17 protein-coding genes are annotated in these 18,119 nt (G+C 62.7%); 14 read left to right on the forward strand and 3 right to left on the reverse strand.

Going from position 1 to position 18,119, the window contains the following annotated elements; all coding sequences use genetic code 11:
• Window positions 1-6 precede the first annotated feature (6 nt).
• From AC1DIJ_RS00920 to derI, 5 genes are all read left to right on the forward strand, one after another.
• Window positions 7-939: a sugar phosphate isomerase/epimerase family protein gene (locus tag AC1DIJ_RS00920; protein ID WP_112388468.1), complete on the forward strand. Its 933-nt coding sequence runs from the start codon at window positions 7-9 to the stop codon at window positions 937-939.
• Window positions 940-1,011: 72 nt separating this feature from the next.
• A complete protein-coding gene (locus tag AC1DIJ_RS00925; protein WP_112388469.1) occupies window positions 1,012-1,947 on the forward strand; it encodes a sugar-binding transcriptional regulator in 936 nt (311 codons plus the stop codon).
• Between the two features lie 100 nt (window positions 1,948-2,047).
• Window positions 2,048-2,824 carry a DeoR/GlpR family DNA-binding transcription regulator gene (locus tag AC1DIJ_RS00930; RefSeq protein WP_112388470.1) on the forward strand — a complete coding sequence of 259 codons (777 nt, stop codon included), beginning with the start codon at window positions 2,048-2,050 and terminating at the stop codon, window positions 2,822-2,824.
• The gene (locus AC1DIJ_RS00935; RefSeq protein ID WP_112388471.1) at window positions 2,821-3,591 is read left to right on the forward strand and encodes a triose-phosphate isomerase; all 771 of its coding nucleotides are present in this window, start codon (window positions 2,821-2,823) and stop codon (window positions 3,589-3,591) included. Before AC1DIJ_RS00930 ends, AC1DIJ_RS00935 begins: the two co-directional genes overlap by 4 nt.
• Window positions 3,592-3,602: 11 nt before the next feature.
• A complete protein-coding gene (gene derI, locus AC1DIJ_RS00940) occupies window positions 3,603-4,058 on the forward strand; it encodes a D-erythrulose-4-phosphate isomerase (protein ID WP_112388472.1) in 456 nt (151 codons plus the stop codon).
• A 450-nt stretch (window positions 4,059-4,508) separates the two neighbouring features.
• Here derI and dhaL read toward each other — a convergent pair whose 3' ends face one another.
• Genes dhaL through AC1DIJ_RS00955 form a run of 3 tightly spaced genes read right to left on the reverse strand, consistent with a single transcriptional unit; the run spans window position 4,509 to window position 6,911 of the window.
• Window positions 4,509-5,144 carry a dihydroxyacetone kinase subunit DhaL gene (gene dhaL, locus AC1DIJ_RS00945; RefSeq protein WP_112388474.1) on the reverse strand — a complete coding sequence of 212 codons (636 nt, stop codon included), beginning with the start codon at window positions 5,142-5,144 and terminating at the stop codon, window positions 4,509-4,511.
• Window positions 5,144-6,154 (reverse strand): dihydroxyacetone kinase subunit DhaK, encoded by a 1,011-nt coding sequence (gene dhaK / locus AC1DIJ_RS00950; protein WP_112388475.1) that lies wholly within the window; start codon window positions 6,152-6,154, stop codon window positions 5,144-5,146. The genes dhaL and dhaK overlap by 1 nt, the downstream gene beginning before the upstream one ends.
• A gap of 52 nt (window positions 6,155-6,206) precedes the next feature.
• Complete coding sequence (locus tag AC1DIJ_RS00955) at window positions 6,207-6,911, reverse strand: transcriptional regulator NanR (protein WP_112388476.1); 705 nt, start codon at window positions 6,909-6,911, stop codon at window positions 6,207-6,209.
• 186 nt (window positions 6,912-7,097) lie between these two features.
• Between AC1DIJ_RS00955 and oiaX the strand changes: the two genes are divergently transcribed.
• From oiaX to apnL, 9 genes are all read left to right on the forward strand, one after another.
• Entirely contained in the window at window positions 7,098-8,354 is a 1,257-nt protein-coding gene (gene oiaX / locus AC1DIJ_RS00960) for a 3-oxo-isoapionate-4-phosphate decarboxylase OiaX (protein WP_112388477.1), read from the forward strand.
• Between the two features lie 5 nt (window positions 8,355-8,359).
• Window positions 8,360-9,691, forward strand: coding sequence for a four-carbon acid sugar kinase family protein (locus AC1DIJ_RS00965; RefSeq protein WP_112389005.1), 1,332 nt, complete (start codon window positions 8,360-8,362; stop codon window positions 9,689-9,691).
• A 90-nt stretch (window positions 9,692-9,781) separates the two neighbouring features.
• On the forward strand, window positions 9,782-10,609 hold the full coding sequence (locus AC1DIJ_RS00970; protein ID WP_112388478.1) for a phosphogluconate dehydrogenase C-terminal domain-containing protein: 828 nt from the start codon (window positions 9,782-9,784) through the stop codon (window positions 10,607-10,609).
• A gap of 140 nt (window positions 10,610-10,749) precedes the next feature.
• Window positions 10,750-11,691 (forward strand): D-ribose ABC transporter substrate-binding protein, encoded by a 942-nt coding sequence (locus tag AC1DIJ_RS00975; RefSeq protein ID WP_112388479.1) that lies wholly within the window; start codon window positions 10,750-10,752, stop codon window positions 11,689-11,691.
• A 78-nt stretch (window positions 11,692-11,769) separates the two neighbouring features.
• Window positions 11,770-12,414 (forward strand): DUF2291 family protein, encoded by a 645-nt coding sequence (locus AC1DIJ_RS00980; protein ID WP_112388480.1) that lies wholly within the window; start codon window positions 11,770-11,772, stop codon window positions 12,412-12,414.
• Window positions 12,411-13,961 (forward strand): sugar ABC transporter ATP-binding protein, encoded by a 1,551-nt coding sequence (locus AC1DIJ_RS00985; RefSeq protein WP_112388481.1) that lies wholly within the window; start codon window positions 12,411-12,413, stop codon window positions 13,959-13,961. Before AC1DIJ_RS00980 ends, AC1DIJ_RS00985 begins: the two co-directional genes overlap by 4 nt.
• Window positions 13,958-15,022, forward strand: a complete 1,065-nt coding sequence (locus AC1DIJ_RS00990) for an ABC transporter permease (RefSeq protein WP_112388482.1) — start codon at window positions 13,958-13,960, stop codon at window positions 15,020-15,022. The genes AC1DIJ_RS00985 and AC1DIJ_RS00990 overlap by 4 nt, the downstream gene beginning before the upstream one ends.
• Before the next feature lies 1 nt (window position 15,023).
• Window positions 15,024-16,058, forward strand: a complete 1,035-nt coding sequence (locus tag AC1DIJ_RS00995) for a Gfo/Idh/MocA family protein (protein WP_112388483.1) — start codon at window positions 15,024-15,026, stop codon at window positions 16,056-16,058.
• Window positions 16,055-17,911: a D-apionate lactonase gene (gene apnL / locus AC1DIJ_RS01000; protein WP_112388484.1), complete on the forward strand. Its 1,857-nt coding sequence runs from the start codon at window positions 16,055-16,057 to the stop codon at window positions 17,909-17,911. The genes AC1DIJ_RS00995 and apnL overlap by 4 nt, the downstream gene beginning before the upstream one ends.
• The last annotated feature ends 208 nt before the right edge of the window (window positions 17,912-18,119 follow it).

The following is an 18,119-nucleotide window of genomic DNA, read 5'->3' on the forward strand; positions in this document are numbered from 1 at the left end:
GTTTCGATGACGCTGACGCTTTCGTTGAACACCAATCCGCTGGTAAACCGCTTCGCGGAGCCCGACGATCTGATCGACACGGTGGCGAGCGACCTGAAGATCCGAGACCTGCAGTTGACCCATGAATTCATCAATCCGAGCTGGCAGGCGCCCGTGATCCGCCGCCTGACGCGGAGCATGAACACGGCGCTGCGGCGCACCGGCGTTCGCGTCACCTCGGGCATGACCGGCCCCTACGGCCGTCTCAACCATTTCGGCCATCCGGATGCCGAGGTCAGGCGCTACTATATCGACTGGTTCAAGACCTTTGCCGATATCACCGCCGATCTCGGCGGCGATTCCGTCGGCACGCAGTTTGCGATCTTCACCTACAAGGATTTCGACGACCCCGTTCGCCGTGAGGAACTGATCAAGATCGCCATCGACAGCTGGGCCGAGGTCGCCGAGCACGGCCGTGCCGCCGGTCTTTCCTATGTTTTCTGGGAGCCGATGAGCGTCGGCCGCGAGTTCGGCGAGACGATCGCCGCCTGCCTCTCGCTGCAGGAGCGGCTGACGGCGGCGAAAATGGCGATCCCGATGTGGATGATGGCCGATATTGACCATGGTGACGTCACCTCCGCCAACCCCGACGATTTCGATCCCTATGCCTGGGCGCGCGCCGTGCCGCCGGTGTCGCCGATCATCCACATCAAGCAGAGCCTGATGGACAAGGGTGGCCACCGTCCCTTCACCGCTGATTTCAACGCCAGGGGCCGCATTCAGCCGGCGCCGCTGCTGAAGGCCTTTGCCGATGGCGGTGCTGTCAACAACGAGATCTGCCTCGAACTCTCTTTCAAGGAGCGTGAGCCGAACGATCGCGAGGTCATCCCGCAGATCGCCGAAAGCATCGCGTTCTGGTCGCCGTATATCGACACCGGCATCGACGACTTGAACATCTGAGATGGAGAATTTTAAAAGGCAGCACCACGACGCGGCGGAATCGCCACGCAGGACATTCGAAAGGAAGCGGCTGTGACGGATGCCGATGATACGCTTGCCGTACGTGCCGCATGGCTGCATTACGCCGGTGGATTGACCCAGTCGGAGGTCGCCCGGCGCCTCGGTGTGCCCTCGGTCAAGGCGCACCGGCTGATCGCGCGCGCCGTCGCCGATGGCGTGGTGAAAGTCACGATCGACGGCGATATCGTCGAATGCGTCGAGCTCGAATCCCGCCTTTCGGAGCGTTTCGGGCTGCAATATTGCGAAGTGGCACCCGATCTCGGCGAGGAAGGCCTGCCGCTGCGCGCGCTCGGCCATGCCGGCGCCGGATATCTGAAGCGCGAGATCGAGCGGGGCGACAACAAGGTGATCGGCCTCGGTCATGGGCGCACACTGTCGGCGGCCGTCCAGTACATGCCGCGCATCAACGCCAAGGACCTGCGTTTCGTCTCGCTGCTTGGCGGTTTGACGCGGAACTACGGCGCCAATCCTTACGACGTGATGCACCGGATCGCCGAAAAGACCGGGACGCATGCCTATGTGATGCCCGTCCCCTTCTTCGCCAATACCGGCGAGGACCGTAAGGTGCTGAAGGCGCAACGCGCCGTGAAGGAAGTCTTCGACCTCGCCAACAATGCGGATCTCAAGCTCGTCGGCCTTGGAACCGTCGATGCCGAAGCGCAGCTGGTGCTCTCGGGCATGGTCGAGCCCAGCGAAATCCAGGATATCGCCGCGGCCGGTGGCGTCGGCGAAATTCTCGGCCATTTCTTCGATGCCGATGGCCAGGTGCTGGACACGGCGCTGACCGCCCGCACGCTTTCGGCCTCCTTCCCGAAGTCGAAGACCGAACGTCTCGTCGCGCTCGCCGGCGGCCAGTCGAAGGTCGCGGCGATCCGCGCCATCCTCAACAGCCGCCGCCTTTTCGGCCTCATCACCGATGAGAAGACCGCACAGACGCTGTTGCAATAGCCACCAAAGCAACATTATTTGATCGCAAAATCACATCATATATGTTGCTTATCACGAAATATCCGTTACCTTAACACCATAGACTTGGGTGGAGACCGGAATGAAGCGGGAAGAGCGGCAGCAGCTGATCGTCAATCTGCTCGTCGAAAACAAGACCGTCGATCTCGACGACCTTGCCGATCGCTTCACCGTGTCGAAGATGACTGTTCACCGCGATCTCGACGACCTTGAGCAGGCCGGCGTGCTGCGCAAGGTCCGCGGCGGCGCGACGATCGACGCCGGAACCCAGTTCGAAAGCGATTTCCGCATCCGCGAGCGCCAGGGCGGCGAAGCCAAGATCGCCATGGCGCAGAAGGCATTGGAGCTGGTCGAGCCCGGGATGACCGTGATGGTCAATGACGGGTCGATGGCGGCGGTGCTTGGCGAAATGCTGCTGCAGAAGCGGCCACTGACCGTGATCACCAACAACGCCGCGATCATGGAGCGGCTGAAGAGCGAAAACGGCATCACGCTGATCGCGCTCGGCGGCATCTATTCCGCCAAATTCAACGCCTATCTCGGCGTCGTCACCGAGGAAGCGCTGTCGAAGCTCAGGGCCGATATCGCCTTCATCTCGACTCCCGCCGTCAGCGGCAGGCTCGCCTATCACATGGACGACAATGCGGTCCGTACCAAGCGGGCGATGATCGCTTCGGCATCGAGGAGCTGCCTCCTGGTCAACCACGAGCGCATCGGCCACACCGCCCTGCACGTGATGGCCGATCTGGCCGGCTTCGACGCCGTCATCACCGACAAGGCGCCCGAAAAGCCCGCCCTCGACGAATTCGAACAGGCGGGCATCGCGCTCACCATCGCATCAGAACAGGATCCGACATGACCGAAAAGCCGCGCTTCTGGATCGGCACCAGCTGGAAGATGAACAAGACACTTGCCGAAGCGCAAGCTTTCGCCCGCGGCCTCGAAGCTGCCGATGCGGCGCGCGATCCGCGTATCCAGCGCTTCGTCATCCCGCCCTTCACCGCCGTGCGCGAAGTCAAGGCGATGCTGGCCAAGACATCCGTCAAGGTCGGCGCGCAGAACATGCACTGGGCCGATCAGGGCGCCTGGACCGGCGAGGTCTCGCCGGTGATGCTGAAGGACTGCAATCTGGATATCGTCGAGCTCGGCCATTCCGAGCGCCGCGAGCATTTCGGCGAAACCGACGAGACGGTCGGCCTGAAGACCGAAGCGGCCGTCCGCCACGGCCTGATCCCGCTGATCTGCATTGGCGAGACGCTTGCCGACCGCGAAAGCGGCAGGGCCGCGGAGATTCTGGCCACGCAGGTGCGCGGCGCCCTTTCGAAGCTCTCGGCAGCACAGAAATCGGCCGAGATCCTGCTCGCCTATGAGCCCGTCTGGGCAATTGGCGAAAACGGCATTCCGGCGAGCGCCGATTATGCCGACGCCCGCCAGGCCGAAATCATTGCGGTTGCCGAAGAGGTGCTCGGCCGCAAGATCCCTTGCCTCTACGGCGGCTCGGTCAACCCTGGAAACTGCGAAGAACTGATCTCGAGCCCCCATATCGACGGGCTCTTCATCGGCCGTTCGGCCTGGAACGTCGAGGGCTACCTCGACATTCTCGCCAAATGCGCCGCCAAACTCTAAGGAGAACGACAATGAAGCTTGCCATTGCAGGAGACAGCGCCGGCGAAGGTCTCGCCAAGGTTCTGGCCGATCATCTGAAGGATCGTTTCGAGGTGCACGAAGTCTCGCGCACCAACGAAGGCGCCGATCCCTTCTACGCCAACCTCTCCGACCGCGTCGCCTCCGGCGTCATCGACGGCACCTACGACAAGGCGATCCTCGTCTGCGGCACCGGCATCGGCGTCTGCATCTCGGCCAACAAGGTCCCCGGCATCCGCGCCGCGCTGACCCACGACACCTATTCGGCCGAACGCGCAGCGCTCTCCAACAACGCCCAAATCATCACCATGGGCGCCCGCGTTATCGGCACCGAACTGGCGAAGTCGATCGCCGATGCGTTTCTGGCGCAGACGTTCGACGAGAACGGCCGGTCTGCTGGGAATGTGAAGGCGATGGACGAGCTGGACGCGAAGTATAACGTTCGGTGAGTTGGGTGGGTGCCTTCATCATGAGGCGCTCCTCGTGTTTGTACGCACGTGATACCATGCCCGCTCCGTCGCCTGCTTCCATGCGGGATTTGAAACGCTCTGGCGTGCCTGGAGCCCCCTCACCCTACCCTCTCCCCGAGGGGAGAGGGGGGAAGTCAGAGCGAGAGGCCGCCGCAGCTTTCCCTTCTCACCAGCGGGGAGAAGGTGGCCCAAAGGGCCGGATGAGGGGGCTACACCCGTAGTTCTCCCTCATCCCTGTGCTTGTCACAGGGCTCCAGCAGCCGCGCGTCCGCGCGGCGGGAGATTTTTACGTTTACTCAAGAATCATTCACGGCGCAGACGCGCCGTGGCTGGATTCCTGTGACAAGCACAGGAATGAGGGCAGCGAGTAGGCAACATCGCAGGACACCGAGACTGCCATTTCACAGGGTCTCGCTAGCGAAGATCACCTCACCCGAAACTCGCCGCCATCGTCCCGATAATCAACGCCGCCGAAACCGCCCCCGGATCGGCATGGCCAAGCACACGCTCGCCCAACCGTGATGCCCGGCCCTTGGTCGCGAGCATCGCCTTGGTCGCTTCCGCCCCGGCATTTGCCGCATCCACAGCCGCCTTCAGGCAGACGGCAAGCGAAGAGCCGTTGGCAAACGCTGCCTCAGCCGCATCGGCGGCCGGGCGCCAGGCATCGACCATCGTCTTTTCGCCCGGTACTGCCTTGCCGCGGTCCTCGATCCCCTTGGCCATGGCGGCAAACGCCCTCACCATGTCCTCGTCGCCGGCGGATGCCTTGCCCTTCAGCGCCGCACCGGCGCGCATGAAGGCCGTCGCATAGAGCGGTCCCGATGAGGCGCCGACGGCGTTCAGGAATGACTTGGCGGCGAGGTTGAAGATGGCGCCGAGATCACTCTCTGCCGCATTGGCCGCGAGGCTTGTCTTCACCGTCGAAAAACCGAGCTCCATGGTGATACCATGGTCGGCATCGCCGATGACGCCGTCGAGTTCACTGAGGCGGTCGCGGTTTTCCGTAATGGTCGCGGCGATCGCCGAGAACAGGGCGCGCAGGTCCTGTGCAGTGATCTCAGCCATCAGTGGCCGCTCCTGAACATGGCGCAATCGCAGGGGTGGTCGAGCAGCGATTGCAGCTCATCGTCGAGATGCATGAGGGTCACCGAGGCGCCCATCATGTCGAGCGAGCTGCAATAATTGCCGACGAGCGTCGAGTGGATGACAAGGCCCTCGCCATCAAGCCGCTGCTTGACGCGGGCCATCATGATGTAGAGCTCCATTAGCGGCGTGGCACCGAGGCCGTTGACCAGAACGGCAACGCGGTCACCGCGGTCGGCTTTCATCTCGGGCAGGATCTTGTCGAGCAGATCGTCGGTAATCGCATTGGCGCTTTTCAGCGGGCCGCGCTCGACGCCCGGTTCGCCATGGATGCCCATGCCGATTTCCATCTCGTCGGGGCCGAGCTCGAAATTCGGCTTGCGCGTCTGCGGCAGGGAACAAGGGCCGAGCGCCACGCCCATGGTGAAGGTCCGGTCATTGGCCTTGCGGGCGACGGCCTCGCAGGCATCGAGATCCATCATCCGGTCGCTGGCAGCACCGGCGATCTTGAAGACGAAGACATTGCCGGCCACGCCGCGGCGATCCGTACGCCGGTCGCGCGGTGCCGAGGCGACGTCGTCGGTGGTCAGCACCGTGCGCACCTCGATGTCTTCCATCGCCGCCATTTCGGCCGCCATGTCGAAATTCATCACGTCGCCGGCATAGTTGCCATACATGAAAAGCACGCCCGCGCCGCCATCGACGGCCTTGGCACATTCGAGGATCGGGTCCGGCGGCGGCGAGGCGAAGACATTGCCGATCGCCGCAGCGTCTGCCAAACCGCGCCCGACGAAACCGACGAAGCTCGGCTCATGACCGGAGCCGCCGCCGATCACCAGGCCGACCTTGCCCTTGCGCGGACCATCGACCGCGACCACCGAGCGGGTGGTGCCCTCGATCAGTTTCAGGTGATTGGGATGGGCGGCCAGCATACCCGCCAGCATTTCGTCGACGGCATCGGCGCCGTTGTTGATGATTTTCTTGACCGTCATCGATCCTCCTTCGATGCATGCAGCCGCCCCTCTTCCCAGGCGGCAGGCCTGCCTATTTCGTGTAGAGCGCCCGTGAGCGCTCGAGATGCTTCAGCACCGCCGATTCTGCACCATCGGCATCGCGTGCCGCAAGGCGCTCGACGATCTCTTCGTGCTCGACCAGCGTGAATTTTTCCTTGCCGGTCCAGATCAGCATCTCCGTGTGATATTCGCGCAGCCACGCCAGCATTGCCTCGCTGACCGCGGCAAAGATCGGGTTGCCGGAAATCTGCGCGATGCGGGTGTGAAACTGCATGTCGGCGGAGATGAAATCTTCAGCGTTTCCAAGCGACTCGCGCTGGCGGCTGATGATCGTCTTCAGCGCCTCGATATCGGCTGACGTCGCGCGCTGCGCCGCTTCGCGCGCCATGCCGCGCTCGAAGAAGATACGGGCGCTCTTCAGGTTTTCGAGACTGTCATTGGACTGCGACAGCATGATCTTCGCCGTCAGGTCCACCTGCCGGAAGATCGACTGCGCCGTCAGCTTCAGCACCTTGGCGCGCTCGCCATGGGAAATGTTGACGAGGCCCATACCAGCCAGCGACTGCATCGCCTCGCGGATCGCCGGACGGCCGACCCCGAAACGTTCCATCAGCACGCGCTCGGAGGGCATTTCATCACCGGGCTTCAGTTCGCCCGAGGTGATCATGCGTTCGAGCCTGTCGAAAACCTCGTCGGAGAGCTTCCGGCGAACGATCTGCTCGATTGGTTGGGTCATGATGTCTCGCTGGCTCAGAATTCCCTCCCCATTAGCATTTTGCGCGGCGGCGACAAAGGCCGCGATACAATCATTCGGCAGCGCTCAGGAAATTTTCCATTTGCGAAATTGGAATACTCATTATACCAGTTAGGCAATGATTGCCAAGATGCTGGGCTTGGCCTGAGGAGCATTAAAGACGTGAGTATGATCACCCTTACCTACCGCATTGAAACTGCGGGCAGCGTCGAAGCCATGGCCGACAAGATCGCATCGGATCAGTCGACGGGCACCTTCGTTCCGGTTCCCGGCGAAACCGAAGAGCTGAAGGCGCGTGTCGCTGCCCGCGTGCTGGCGATCCGCCCTCTCGAGGATGCGAAGACGCCCGGCTGGCCGGAAGTTGCCGAAGGTCACGGACCGCTCAAGCGCGCCGATGTCGATATCGCCTTCCCGCTCGATGCCATCGGCACGGATCTTTCGGCGCTGATGACGATTGCAATCGGCGGCGTCTATTCGATCAAGGGCATGACCGGCATTCGCATCGTCGATCTGAAGCTGCCGCCGGAATTCAAGGGCGCCCATCCCGGGCCGCAGTTCGGCGTTGCTGGCAGCCGCAAGCTGACCGGCGTCGAGGGTCGCCCGATCATCGGCACCATCGTCAAACCGGCGCTGGGCCTGCGTCCGCATGAAACGGCGGAACTCGTCGGCGAACTGATCGCATCCGGCGTCGATTTCATCAAGGACGACGAGAAACTGATGAGCCCGGCCTATTCGCCGCTCAAGGACCGCGTCGCCGCGATCATGCCGCTGATCCTCGATCACGAGCAGAAGACCGGCAAGAAGGTGATGTATGCCTTCGGCATCTCGCATGCAGATCCGGACGAGATGATGCGTAACCATGATCTGGTCCTCAAGGCGGGCGGCAATTGCGCCGTCGTCAATATCAATTCGATCGGCTTCGGCGGCATGAGCTTTTTGCGCAAGCGCTCCGGACTGGTGCTCCACGCCCACCGCAACGGCTGGGATATCCTGACCCGCAACCCGGCGACCGGCCTCGATTTCAAGGTCTATCAGCAATTCTGGCGCCTGCTCGGCGTCGACCAGTTCCAGATCAACGGCATCCGCGTCAAATACTGGGAGCCGGATGAAAGCTTCGTCGAATCCTTCAAGGCGGTCAGCACACCGCTGTTCGACAAGGCGGATTGCCCGCTTCCAGTAGCCGGTTCCGGCCAGTGGGGCGGCCAGGCACCGGAAACCTATCAGCGCACCGGCCGGACCACCGACCTCCTCTATCTCTGCGGCGGCGGCATCGTCAGCCATCCGGGCGGCCCGGCGGCAGGCGTGCGCGCGGTGCAGCAGGCATGGCAGGCGGCGGTTGCCGATATCCCGCTTGAGACCTATGCCAAGGATCATCCTGAACTGGCGGCCTCTATCGCCAAGTTCGCCGACGGCAAGGGTGCGTGATTGCCATGAGCAAGCTGCTGCTCAGCTACTATGGCGATGACTTCACCGGCTCGACCGATGTGATGGAGGCGCTCGCTTCCAACGGCGTGAAGACCGCTCTGTTCCTCGGCATTCCCAGCGCCGAAACGCTTGCCAAGTTCGCGGATTGCCAGGCGATCGGCATTGCCGGTACCAGCCGCAGTCAGACACCGGAATGGATGACGGCAAACCTGTCGCCTGCTTTTGCCTGGCTGAAAGCGCTCGACGCCGCGGTCTGCCACTACAAGGTCTGCTCGACCTTCGATTCCAGCCCTGCGATCGGCAATATCGGCAAAGCGATCGAGATCGGCCGCGAGGTTTTCGCGCAGGATTGCGTGCCCGTGATCGTCGGCGCGCCGCAGCTGAAGCGCTACACCGCCTTCGGCAATCTCTTCGCCGCCTATCAGGGCACGGTCTACCGCATCGACCGTCACCCGGTCATGAGCCGCCATCCGGTGACGCCGATGGCCGAGGCTGACCTGACCGTACATCTTGCCGCCCAGACCAGCCTGCCGATCCGCCTTGCCGATCTGGCGATGACGGCGGCCGATGCCTCAGCGGGTATCGATACACTGCTTGCCGGGAAGCCCGGCATCCTGCTCGTCGATGTCGATGGTCCGGCGTCGCAGGCGATTGCGGGCGAACAGGTCTGGCGCCTGCGCGGCAATGGCGGCCTGTTCGTTGCAGGCTCCTCCGGCATTCAATATGCGCTGCTGCATGCCTGGCAGCACGAGGGGCTAACCTCCGGCAAGGTTGAGTTCGCGCTACCCGGCGCGGTGGAGCGCCTTGCCGTTGTCTCCGGCAGCGTCTCGCCGACGACGGAGCGGCAGATCCGCACCGCGGCCGAGAGTGGCTTCGATACCATTCCCGTCGATCCGCTGGCGCTGGTCGGCGAAAGCGGCGACGCCGCAATCGACGGCGCCGTCACCGCAGGTCTTTCAGCCTTGAAATCCGGCCGCAGTGTCATCCTGCACACGGCGCTCGGCCCCTCCGCAGACCGCGGCACGGAGATCGACCGCATTCCAGAAGCGCGCCACCAGCTCGGCATCCGCCTCGGTGTCATCCTGCGGCGGCTGGTCGAAGCGGAGAAGCTGCCCCGCGCCGTCATCGCCGGTGGCGATACGTCCAGTCATGCATTGAGCGAGCTGCGCGTCGAGGCGCTGACAACGTTGCTGCCTCTGCCTCAGACGCCGGGCTCGCCGCTTTGCACCGCCCACGGTTCATACGCGCCGACGAACGGACTGCAGATCGCGCTGAAGGGCGGTCAGGTCGGATCCGACGGCTATTTCGCGCAAATACGCGATGGACGTCGATCCTGACGGATCAAATTGTTGATAGCAACTGATGTAGTGATTGACTCATCATACCAGTTGCGATACCTGATTGAAAAAATCGAAAGGCGAGGAAACATGACTGCAATTGCCCTCTTCGGCGCTGGTGGCAAAATGGGCTACCGGCTTGCCAAAAACCTCAAAGGCTCGCGCTTCGATGTCCGTCATGTCGAGGTCAGCGATGCCGGCAAGGCGCGCCTCAAGAACGATCTCGGCATCGATTGCGTCGGTGCGGATGAAGGTCTTGCCGGTGCTGACGTCGTCATTCTCGCTGTTCCCGATACGGCGATCGGCAAGGTCGCAACCGGTATCGTCGGCAAGCTGAAGCCGGGCACGATGGTCGTCGCGCTCGACGCCGCTGCACCCTTCGCCGGACATCTGCCTGAGCGCGCCGATCTCACCTATTTCGTAACGCACCCCTGCCATCCGCCGATCTTCAACGACGAGACCGACATGCAGGCGAAGAAGGATCACTTCGGCGGCCTCTTCGCCAAGCAGCATATCGTCTCTGCTCTGATGCAGGGTCCGGAAGCCGCCTACGATCTCGGCGAAGAAATCGCCAAGGTTATCTGGGCGCCGGTCATGCGCTCGCACCGCGTCACCGTCGATCAGATGGCGATGCTGGAGCCGGGTCTGTCTGAAACCGTTTGCGCCTCGCTGCTCGTCGTCATGCGCCAGGCCATGGACGAATGCGTTGCCCGCGGCGTGCCTGCGGAAGCCGCCCGCGACTTCCTGCTCGGCCATATGAACGTGCTCGGCGCCGTCATCTTCAAGGAAGTCGACGGCGTGTTCTCGGATGCCTGCAACAAGGCGATCGAGTTCGGCATCCCCGCGCTGATGCGCGACGACTGGAAGAAGGTCTTCGAACCTCAGGAGATCGCCGAAAGCATCCGGCGCATCACCTGACAATGCCGCGGCGGGGTTTACGCCCTGCCGCATCGCCGGCCCGGTGGGGAGTCCAAGAGACGGTCCGGCAATGAATATCGCATGAATTCTGGTTGGGCCGGGGTGGCCCGGCCCATGCGTCAAACTCGGGAGGAGAAACCATGACTTTTACACGCAGACTGACCCTTGCGGCCTTCGCGGGCGCCCTTTCGCTCGGCGTTGCCATGCCGGCATTTTCGGCTGATCTGATCGCCATCATCACGCCGGCCCATGACAACCCGTTCTTCAAGGCTGAAGCCGTCGGCGCCGAAGCAAAGGCCAAGGAACTCGGCTACGAAGCGCTCGTCATGACCCATGACGACGACGCCAACAAGCAGTCGGAAATGATCGACACGGCCATCGGCCGCGGCGCCAAGGCCATCATCCTCGACAACGCCGGCGCCGACGCCTCGGTCGCCGCCGTCAAGAAGGCCAAGGATGCGGGCATCCCCTCCTTCCTGATTGACCGCGAAATCAATGCGACCGGTGTTGCCGTCGCCCAGATCGTTTCCAACAACTACCAGGGTGCACAGCTCGGCGCGCAGGAATTCGTCAAGCTGATGGGCGAGAAGGGCAACTATGTCGAGCTCGTCGGCAAGGAATCCGACACCAATGCCGGCATCCGCTCGCAGGGCTATCATGACGTCATCGACGACTATCCGGATCTGAAGAGCGTTGCCAAGCAGTCGGCCAACTGGAGCCAGACCGAAGCCTACGCCAAGATGGAAACCATTCTCCAGGCAAACCCTGACATCAAGGGCGTCATCTCCGGCAACGACACGATGGCCATGGGCGCGATCGCCGCTCTCCAGGCTGCCGGCCGCAAGGACGTGATCGTCGTCGGTTTCGACGGCTCCAACGACGTTCGCGACTCGATCAAGGCGGGCGGCATCAAGGCCACCGTTCTGCAGCCGGCATACGCCCAGGCCCAGATGGCCGTCGAGCAGGCTGACGCCTACATCAAGAACAAGACGCTGCCGAAGGAAGAAAAGCAGCTGATGGATTGCGTTCTGATCAACGCCGACAACGCCTCCAAGCTCGAAACCTTCGCGATTTCGAAGTAACCGGCATAAAACACACCGCAGAGGGTCCGGGAAACCGCGCCCTCTGCGGCCTATTTCACGAAATTCGAGGTTCACAGCATGTTGAGGATCAGGGGCGCCCTGATCGCCGCTCTCGTGGCGGCGGCATTGCCAGGCTGCAAGATCATCAAGACGCCGACTGCCGAGGAAAAGGCAGCGGCGGCCGCAAAGACCGCATTCGATCCGAATGCCAAGGTCGAGGCCATCTGGCAGTCGCAGGCTGTTCCCTATTATCAAAAGCGCGCCGGCGAATTGAAGGACGTCGTGGCCGCTGTTGCCGCGGGGCCCGATCAGGCAGGTGAGAAATACGGCAATCCGAGAAAGCAGGCGAGCGCGCCCTGGACCTATGCGGTGAAATTCACCGGCAAGGTCGTGGCTGCGGACACGCAATCGCGCGCCGCAACGCTCGACGTCGATGCCGATGGCGACGGCAAGGCGGATGCCAAGGTACAGATCGGCCCGGCCCTGCGCGGCACGGCGCTGCGCGACACGCTCGACTTCGTCAATTTCAACGAATTCAAGAACCAGATCGAATGGGCCCAGTTCGGCAAGGCCTTCAACGAGAAGGCCAACACCGCTTTCCTGTCGGCCGTGCCGCGTGACGGTATAACCGGCAAGACGGTCACAGTCGTGGGCGCCTTCCCGCTGCCATCGGGGAGCGATCTGCCGCTGGTCACCCCTTCTGAGCTGACGGTGGCGCCATGACTGAAGACGCCGCCAAGGACGATATCATCCTGCGCCTCGACGATGTCTCGAAGGTCTATTCGGGCATCGTTGCCGTCAAGCGCGCCAATCTTGAGCTGCGCCGCGGCGCGGTCAACGTTCTCGTCGGCGAGAACGGTGCCGGCAAGTCGACGCTGATGAAGATCATCGCCGGCGTGGAGCGCCCGACGCTTGGCAAGATCATTCTCGATGGCAAACAGGTCTCCTTCGACAGCCCGGCCGATGCGCAGGCGCACGGCATCGGCATGATCTTCCAGGAACTCAACCTCTTCGCCAACATGACGGTGGCCGAAAACATCTTCGCCACCCGCGAGATCACCCGCGGCGTGCTGGGTATCGACCACAAGGCGCAGGTGGAAAAGGCCAACGGCTTCCTGAAGCGCCTCGACGCAGGGATCGACGCCGAAACCATGGTCGAAGACCTGCCGATCGGCCAGCAGCAGCTGGTCGAGATCGCCAAGGCCATGTCCCTTGATGCCCGCATCCTGATCATGGACGAACCGACCTCGGCGCTTTCTGCGGCCGAAGTCGAAATCCTCTTCAAGGTCATCGGTGAGCTCAAGGCGCAGGGTGTGGCGATTGTCTATATCTCGCATCGTCTCGAAGAGCTGATGCGGATCGGCGACTACATCACCGTGCTGCGCGACGGCCAGATCACTGGCCAGGCGATGGTGAAAGATATCGACACCCGCTGGATCGTCCGCTCGATGATCGGTTCGGATGCCAAGGATTTCGCCAAGGCAGACAATCACGCTCTCGGTGGCGAAATGTTCCGCGCCGAGGATATCTCGCTGCCGCGCCCGACCGGCGGGCTTGCCGTCGATCACGTCTCGCTCTCGGTCAAGTCGGGCGAAATTCTCGGCATCTATGGCCTGATGGGCGCCGGACGCAGCGAGTTCTTCGAATGCGTCATCGGCCGCCACATGCATTCCACCGGCAAGATCTTCATCGACGGCCAGGAAGTCCGCGCCCGCGACACAACCCGGCGCATCCGCCGCGGCCTGGCGCTGATCCCTGAGGATCGCCAGCGCGAGGGTCTGGTGCAGGTTCTGTCGATCGCCAGCAATCTGACGCTGGCAAGCCTCGGCCGCTTCGCCCGCTTCTTCCATATCAGCGCATCGGCGGAGAAGAATGCGATCCGCGAAGCCATCAAGGACCTCTCGATCAAGGCGCCCAACCCGGATTTTGAGGTCACCTCGATGTCGGGCGGTAACCAGCAGAAGGTGGTCATCGGCAAGGCGCTGATGACCAATCCGAAAGTACTCCTGATGGACGAGCCGAGCCGCGGCATCGATGTCGGCGCCAAGGCCGACGTCTTCCGCACCATGCGGCGGCTGGCGGCCAACGGGCTTGCCATCTTGTTTTCGACTTCTGACCTCGAAGAGGTCATGGCGCTTTCCGATCGCATCGCGGTCCTGAGCAACGGACGGCTGATCGCCGTCTTCGATCGCAGCGAAGCGACGGAAGATGCCATCATCGCGGCTTCGGCCAAGGGACACGGACAGCAGACAGGGAAACTCGCGTCATGACGGCGGCTACCACGACTACCACAGCGCCGAAGAGCGCCAACGGCTCCGCACTTCTGACGCTGATGAAGCTCAGAACCTTCATCGCGCTGTTTGCCGTCATCATCTTCTTTGCGATCTTCGCGCCGAACTTCACCTCGACGGGGAACATGATCCTGATGTCGAAGCATGTGGCGCTCAACGCCTTTCTCGCCATGGGCATGACCTTCGTCATCATCACCGGCGGCATCGACCTCTCGGTCGGCTCGATCGTCGGCCTCTGCGGCATGGTCGCCGGTGGCCTGATCCTCTACGGGATCGAACTGCCGATCGGCTATACGATCTTCTTCAATCTCTTCGAGATCGTGCTGATCACGCTTGCCGTCGGCCTCGCCATCGGCCTGATCAACGGGCTGCTGATCACCAAGCTCAACGTCGCGCCCTTCATCGCGACGCTCGGCACGCTCTATATCGCCCGCGGCCTGGCGCTGCTCTCCTCCGACGGCCAGACCTTCCCGAACCTCGTCGGCCGCCCGGAATACGCGACGACCGGCTTCGACTTCTTCGGTGCCGGCCGCATCCTCGGCCTGCCGGTGTCGATCTGGATCCTGATCGTGCTGGCGCTCGTTGCCGCCTATGTGGCGCGCTCCACGCCGATCGGCCGCCACATCTTCGCCGTCGGCGGCAATGAGCGGGCGGCGCGCATGTCCGGCATCCGGGTCGATCTAGTCAAGATCTTCGTCTACATGTTCTCCGGTCTGTGCGCCGCGATCGTCGGGGTCGTCATCTCCTCCGAACTGATGGCAGCGCATCCGGCAACCGGCGAAAGCTTCGAACTGAACGCGATTGCGGCAGCCGTTCTCGGCGGCACCTCGATGTCGGGCGGCCGCGGCACGATCGGCGGCACGATCATCGGCGCGTTCGTCATCGGCATTCTGTCGGACGGACTGGTGATGATGGGCGTATCGTCCTTCTGGCAAATGGTCATCAAGGGCCTTGTCATCATCATCGCCGTCGTCGTCGACCAGGCACAGCGCCGCCTGCAGCAGCGCGTTACCCTCATGCAGATGGCAAAGGCAGGTTGAAATGACGGAATTGAAAGGTGCTCTGATCGGTTGCGGCTTCTTCGCGGTCAACCAGATGCATGCCTGGCGCGACGTCGAGGGCGCTGAGATCGTGGCGATCTGCGACCGCGATCCGGCCCGCCTGAAGGCTGTCGGCGACCAGTTCGGCATCGAACGGCGCTACGCGGATGCGGCCGAACTCTTCGCTGCTGGCGGCTTCGATTTCGTCGATATCGCAACGACCGTTCCGAGCCACCGACCGCTGGTCGAGATGGCGGCCAGGCATAAGGTTCCGGTCATCTGCCAGAAGCCATTCGCGCTGTCGCTGGCGGATGCCAAGGCAATGGTGACGGCCTGCCGCGAGGCCGGCATTCCGCTGATGGTGCATGAGAATTTCCGCTGGCAGACGCCGATCCAGGCGGTGCGCCGGCTGCTCGACGCCAAGGCGATCGGCACGCCCTTCTGGGGCCGCTTCTCCTTCCGCTCGGGCTACGACGTCTTCTCGGGCCAGCCCTATCTGGCCGAAGGCGAGCGTTTCATCATCGAAGATCTCGGCATCCACACGCTCGATATCGCCCGCTTCATTCTCGGCGACGTCAAGACGCTGACGGCGCGCACCAAGCGGGTCAACCCTGACATCAAGGGCGAGGACGTCGCGACGATCCTGCTCGATCACGAAAGTGGCGCGACCTCGGTCGTCGATGTCAGCTATGCAACGAAGCTCGGTACCGAGAATTTCCCGGAGACCCTGATCGAACTCGACGGCACCGATGGCACCATCCGCCTGTCATCCGGGTACCGCCTCGAAGTCACCAACGCGGCTGGCACCGTCGTCTCCGATGCTTCGCCGCAGCTGCTCTCCTGGGCGTCGCGCCCTTGGCACAATATCCAGGAAAGCGTCTATGCGATCCAGGAACACTGGGTCGAGCGTCTCAGGAACGGCGGCGAGCCCGCCACCTCCGGCGCCGATAACCTGAAGACTTTCGCGCTTGTCGAAGCGGCCTATGAAAGTGCGGCCTCCGGCAAGACTGTCGATATCGAGGCGATGCTCGGATGACATCGGAAACCTTCGCCCTCTATGGTACGCACGAGGCCGAAGAGCAGCCGGTGACGCTTTCTGCCGGGCGGCTTTCCGCCGATCTCGCCAACGGCAATCTGCGAACGATCAGATACAATGGTATCGAGGTGCTGCGGGCCGTTTCCTATCTCGTGCGCGATCGCGACTGGGGTACCTACAGCCCGCGCATCGACGATCTGACCGTAGAACAGGGCGATGGCCGCTTTGCCGTTCGGTATACCGCCCATTGCGTCGGCCCTGATGGAAGCACGCTCGCCATCGCCGTGCGAATTGCCGCCACGGAAACCGAACTGACATTCGAGGCCGATGCGCTTTCGGCGACCGGCTTCGAAACCAACCGTTGCGGCTTCTGCATCCTGCATCCGATCGTCGGCGTGGCCGGAGCTCCAGTCAGGGTCGAGGATGTCGATGGCCACGTGGCCGACACGGTCTTCCCCGACCTGATCGATCCCTGGCAGCCCTTCAAGGATATGCGATCCATCACGCATGCCGTTGCCGAAGGCATCCTGGCAAAATGCCTGATGGAGGGCGACACGTTCGAAATGGAGGACCAGCGCAACTGGTCCGACGCTTCCTATAAGACCTACGTGCGCCCGCTGGCGCTTCCCTGGCCTTACAGGATCGGCGCCGGCGAACCGGTGCGCCAGCGCATCGTGCTGTCGATCGACGACCGCCGCAAGGGCTTTGCATCGGCGAAAACGGCGCAGCGTGTGGTCGAGATCAGGAAGGGCGACCGGTCAGGCACGATGCCGCCGATCGGCATCGTCGTGACACCCGAGGAAGCGCGCGCCACATTGGCGGCGAAAGAGATGCTGGACGAGATCGCGCCGCAGCACCTGCTCTTTCATTTCGATCCGCTTGCCGGGCATGGACGCGCGGTGCTCGACGACTTCGCGGCAATCGCGAGAGGCCATCGGGGCTCGGCGACGATCGAAATCGCCTTGCCCTGCGTCAGGTCACCGGCGGAAGAAGCACGCGACATCGCGGCGCTGATGAAGGCGGCACATTTCTCACCCGACGCGATCGTCGTCTCCCCCTCCGTCGATCGCCAATCGACGCCGCCGGGCAGCAAGTGGCCGGAATGCCCGCCGCTGGAAGAAGTCTATGCGGCGGCACGTGCCGCATTCGGCGAGGTGAGCCTCGGCGGCGGCATGCTCAGCTATTTCACCGAGCTCAACCGCAAACGCGTGCCGGCCTGGCACCTGGATTTCGTCACCCATTGCACCAACCCGATCGTGCATGCGGCGGACGACCTGAGCGTCATGCAGACGTTGGAGGCATTGCCTTTCATCACCCGCTCGGTGCGGGCGATCTATGGCAGCAAGCCGTACCGGATCGGCCCTTCCACCATTCCCATGCGCCAGAACCCCTATGGCAGCCGGACGATGGACAACCCAGGCCATGCCCGCATTCCGATGGCCAACAGCGATCCGCGCCAGAATGGCCGTTTCGCCGAAGCCTTCGCTTTTGCCTACGGGATTCAGGTGGCCGATGCTGGCCTGGAATGTCTGACGCTTTCGGCGCTGACGGGACCTTTCGGTCTGATTGCCGGAGACGGCGAGCCGTCACCACCCGGTTCGCCGCGACCACTCTTCAACACGGTCAAAGCCTTGGCCGGCATGGCCGGCTACAGCTGGCGCGAATGCCGGTCGGCAGTGCCGTCAGATGTTCTGGCATTGCTGGTGCAGGACGCTAGCGTGCAGTCGCTGTGCCTCGTCAACATCACGTCGCGTGTTCAGGAAGCCGCTCTCGGAAGCTTCTATCCCGCAGGCGGTGGACAGGGTCTGATCAGACTTGCGCCCTATTCCGTGGAGCGCGTCGGCCTGCCCTGATGGTACCCATTCGCGCATGCGACGGCATGCTGCGTTTGACGCGGATTTCTTCCTTGGCCATCTGCAGAAGATAGGCCAGGAGCTCTGAACCCTCGGCCCTGGTAAGTTTGATGGCGATGTCGAGATGGTCGGCAAGATGAGAATTGCGCATCATGAATTTCCCCGCTCAGATACATATATCAATAATTGCTAATGAATCTTGCGCGGG

It is taken from the genome of Rhizobium sp. 10N427 (assembly GCF_056394605.1).

What these genes read in the sequence shown, in the direction of transcription:
- AC1DIJ_RS00985 (WP_112388481.1), top strand. Translation starts at nt 12,411, where the DNA reads ATGACTGAAGACGCCGCCAAGGACGATATCATCCTGCGCCTCGACGAT.
- AC1DIJ_RS00995 (WP_112388483.1), top strand. Translation starts at nt 15,024, where the DNA reads ATGACGGAATTGAAAGGTGCTCTGATCGGTTGCGGCTTCTTCGCGGTC.
- AC1DIJ_RS00920 (WP_112388468.1), top strand. Translation starts at nt 7, where the DNA reads ATGACGCTGACGCTTTCGTTGAACACCAATCCGCTGGTAAACCGCTTC.
- AC1DIJ_RS00930 (WP_112388470.1), top strand. Translation starts at nt 2,048, where the DNA reads ATGAAGCGGGAAGAGCGGCAGCAGCTGATCGTCAATCTGCTCGTCGAA.
- apnL (WP_112388484.1), top strand. Translation starts at nt 16,055, where the DNA reads ATGACATCGGAAACCTTCGCCCTCTATGGTACGCACGAGGCCGAAGAG.
- dhaL (WP_112388474.1), bottom strand. Translation starts at nt 5,144, where the DNA reads ATGGCTGAGATCACTGCACAGGACCTGCGCGCCCTGTTCTCGGCGATC.
- AC1DIJ_RS00970 (WP_112388478.1), top strand. Translation starts at nt 9,782, where the DNA reads ATGACTGCAATTGCCCTCTTCGGCGCTGGTGGCAAAATGGGCTACCGG.
- derI (WP_112388472.1), top strand. Translation starts at nt 3,603, where the DNA reads ATGAAGCTTGCCATTGCAGGAGACAGCGCCGGCGAAGGTCTCGCCAAG.
- AC1DIJ_RS00935 (WP_112388471.1), top strand. Translation starts at nt 2,821, where the DNA reads ATGACCGAAAAGCCGCGCTTCTGGATCGGCACCAGCTGGAAGATGAAC.
- AC1DIJ_RS00990 (WP_112388482.1), top strand. Translation starts at nt 13,958, where the DNA reads ATGACGGCGGCTACCACGACTACCACAGCGCCGAAGAGCGCCAACGGC.
- AC1DIJ_RS00965 (WP_112389005.1), top strand. Translation starts at nt 8,360, where the DNA reads ATGAGCAAGCTGCTGCTCAGCTACTATGGCGATGACTTCACCGGCTCG.
- oiaX (WP_112388477.1), top strand. Translation starts at nt 7,098, where the DNA reads ATGATCACCCTTACCTACCGCATTGAAACTGCGGGCAGCGTCGAAGCC.
- AC1DIJ_RS00975 (WP_112388479.1), top strand. Translation starts at nt 10,750, where the DNA reads ATGACTTTTACACGCAGACTGACCCTTGCGGCCTTCGCGGGCGCCCTT.
- AC1DIJ_RS00955 (WP_112388476.1), bottom strand. Translation starts at nt 6,911, where the DNA reads ATGACCCAACCAATCGAGCAGATCGTTCGCCGGAAGCTCTCCGACGAG.
- dhaK (WP_112388475.1), bottom strand. Translation starts at nt 6,154, where the DNA reads ATGACGGTCAAGAAAATCATCAACAACGGCGCCGATGCCGTCGACGAA.
- AC1DIJ_RS00980 (WP_112388480.1), top strand. Translation starts at nt 11,770, where the DNA reads ATGTTGAGGATCAGGGGCGCCCTGATCGCCGCTCTCGTGGCGGCGGCA.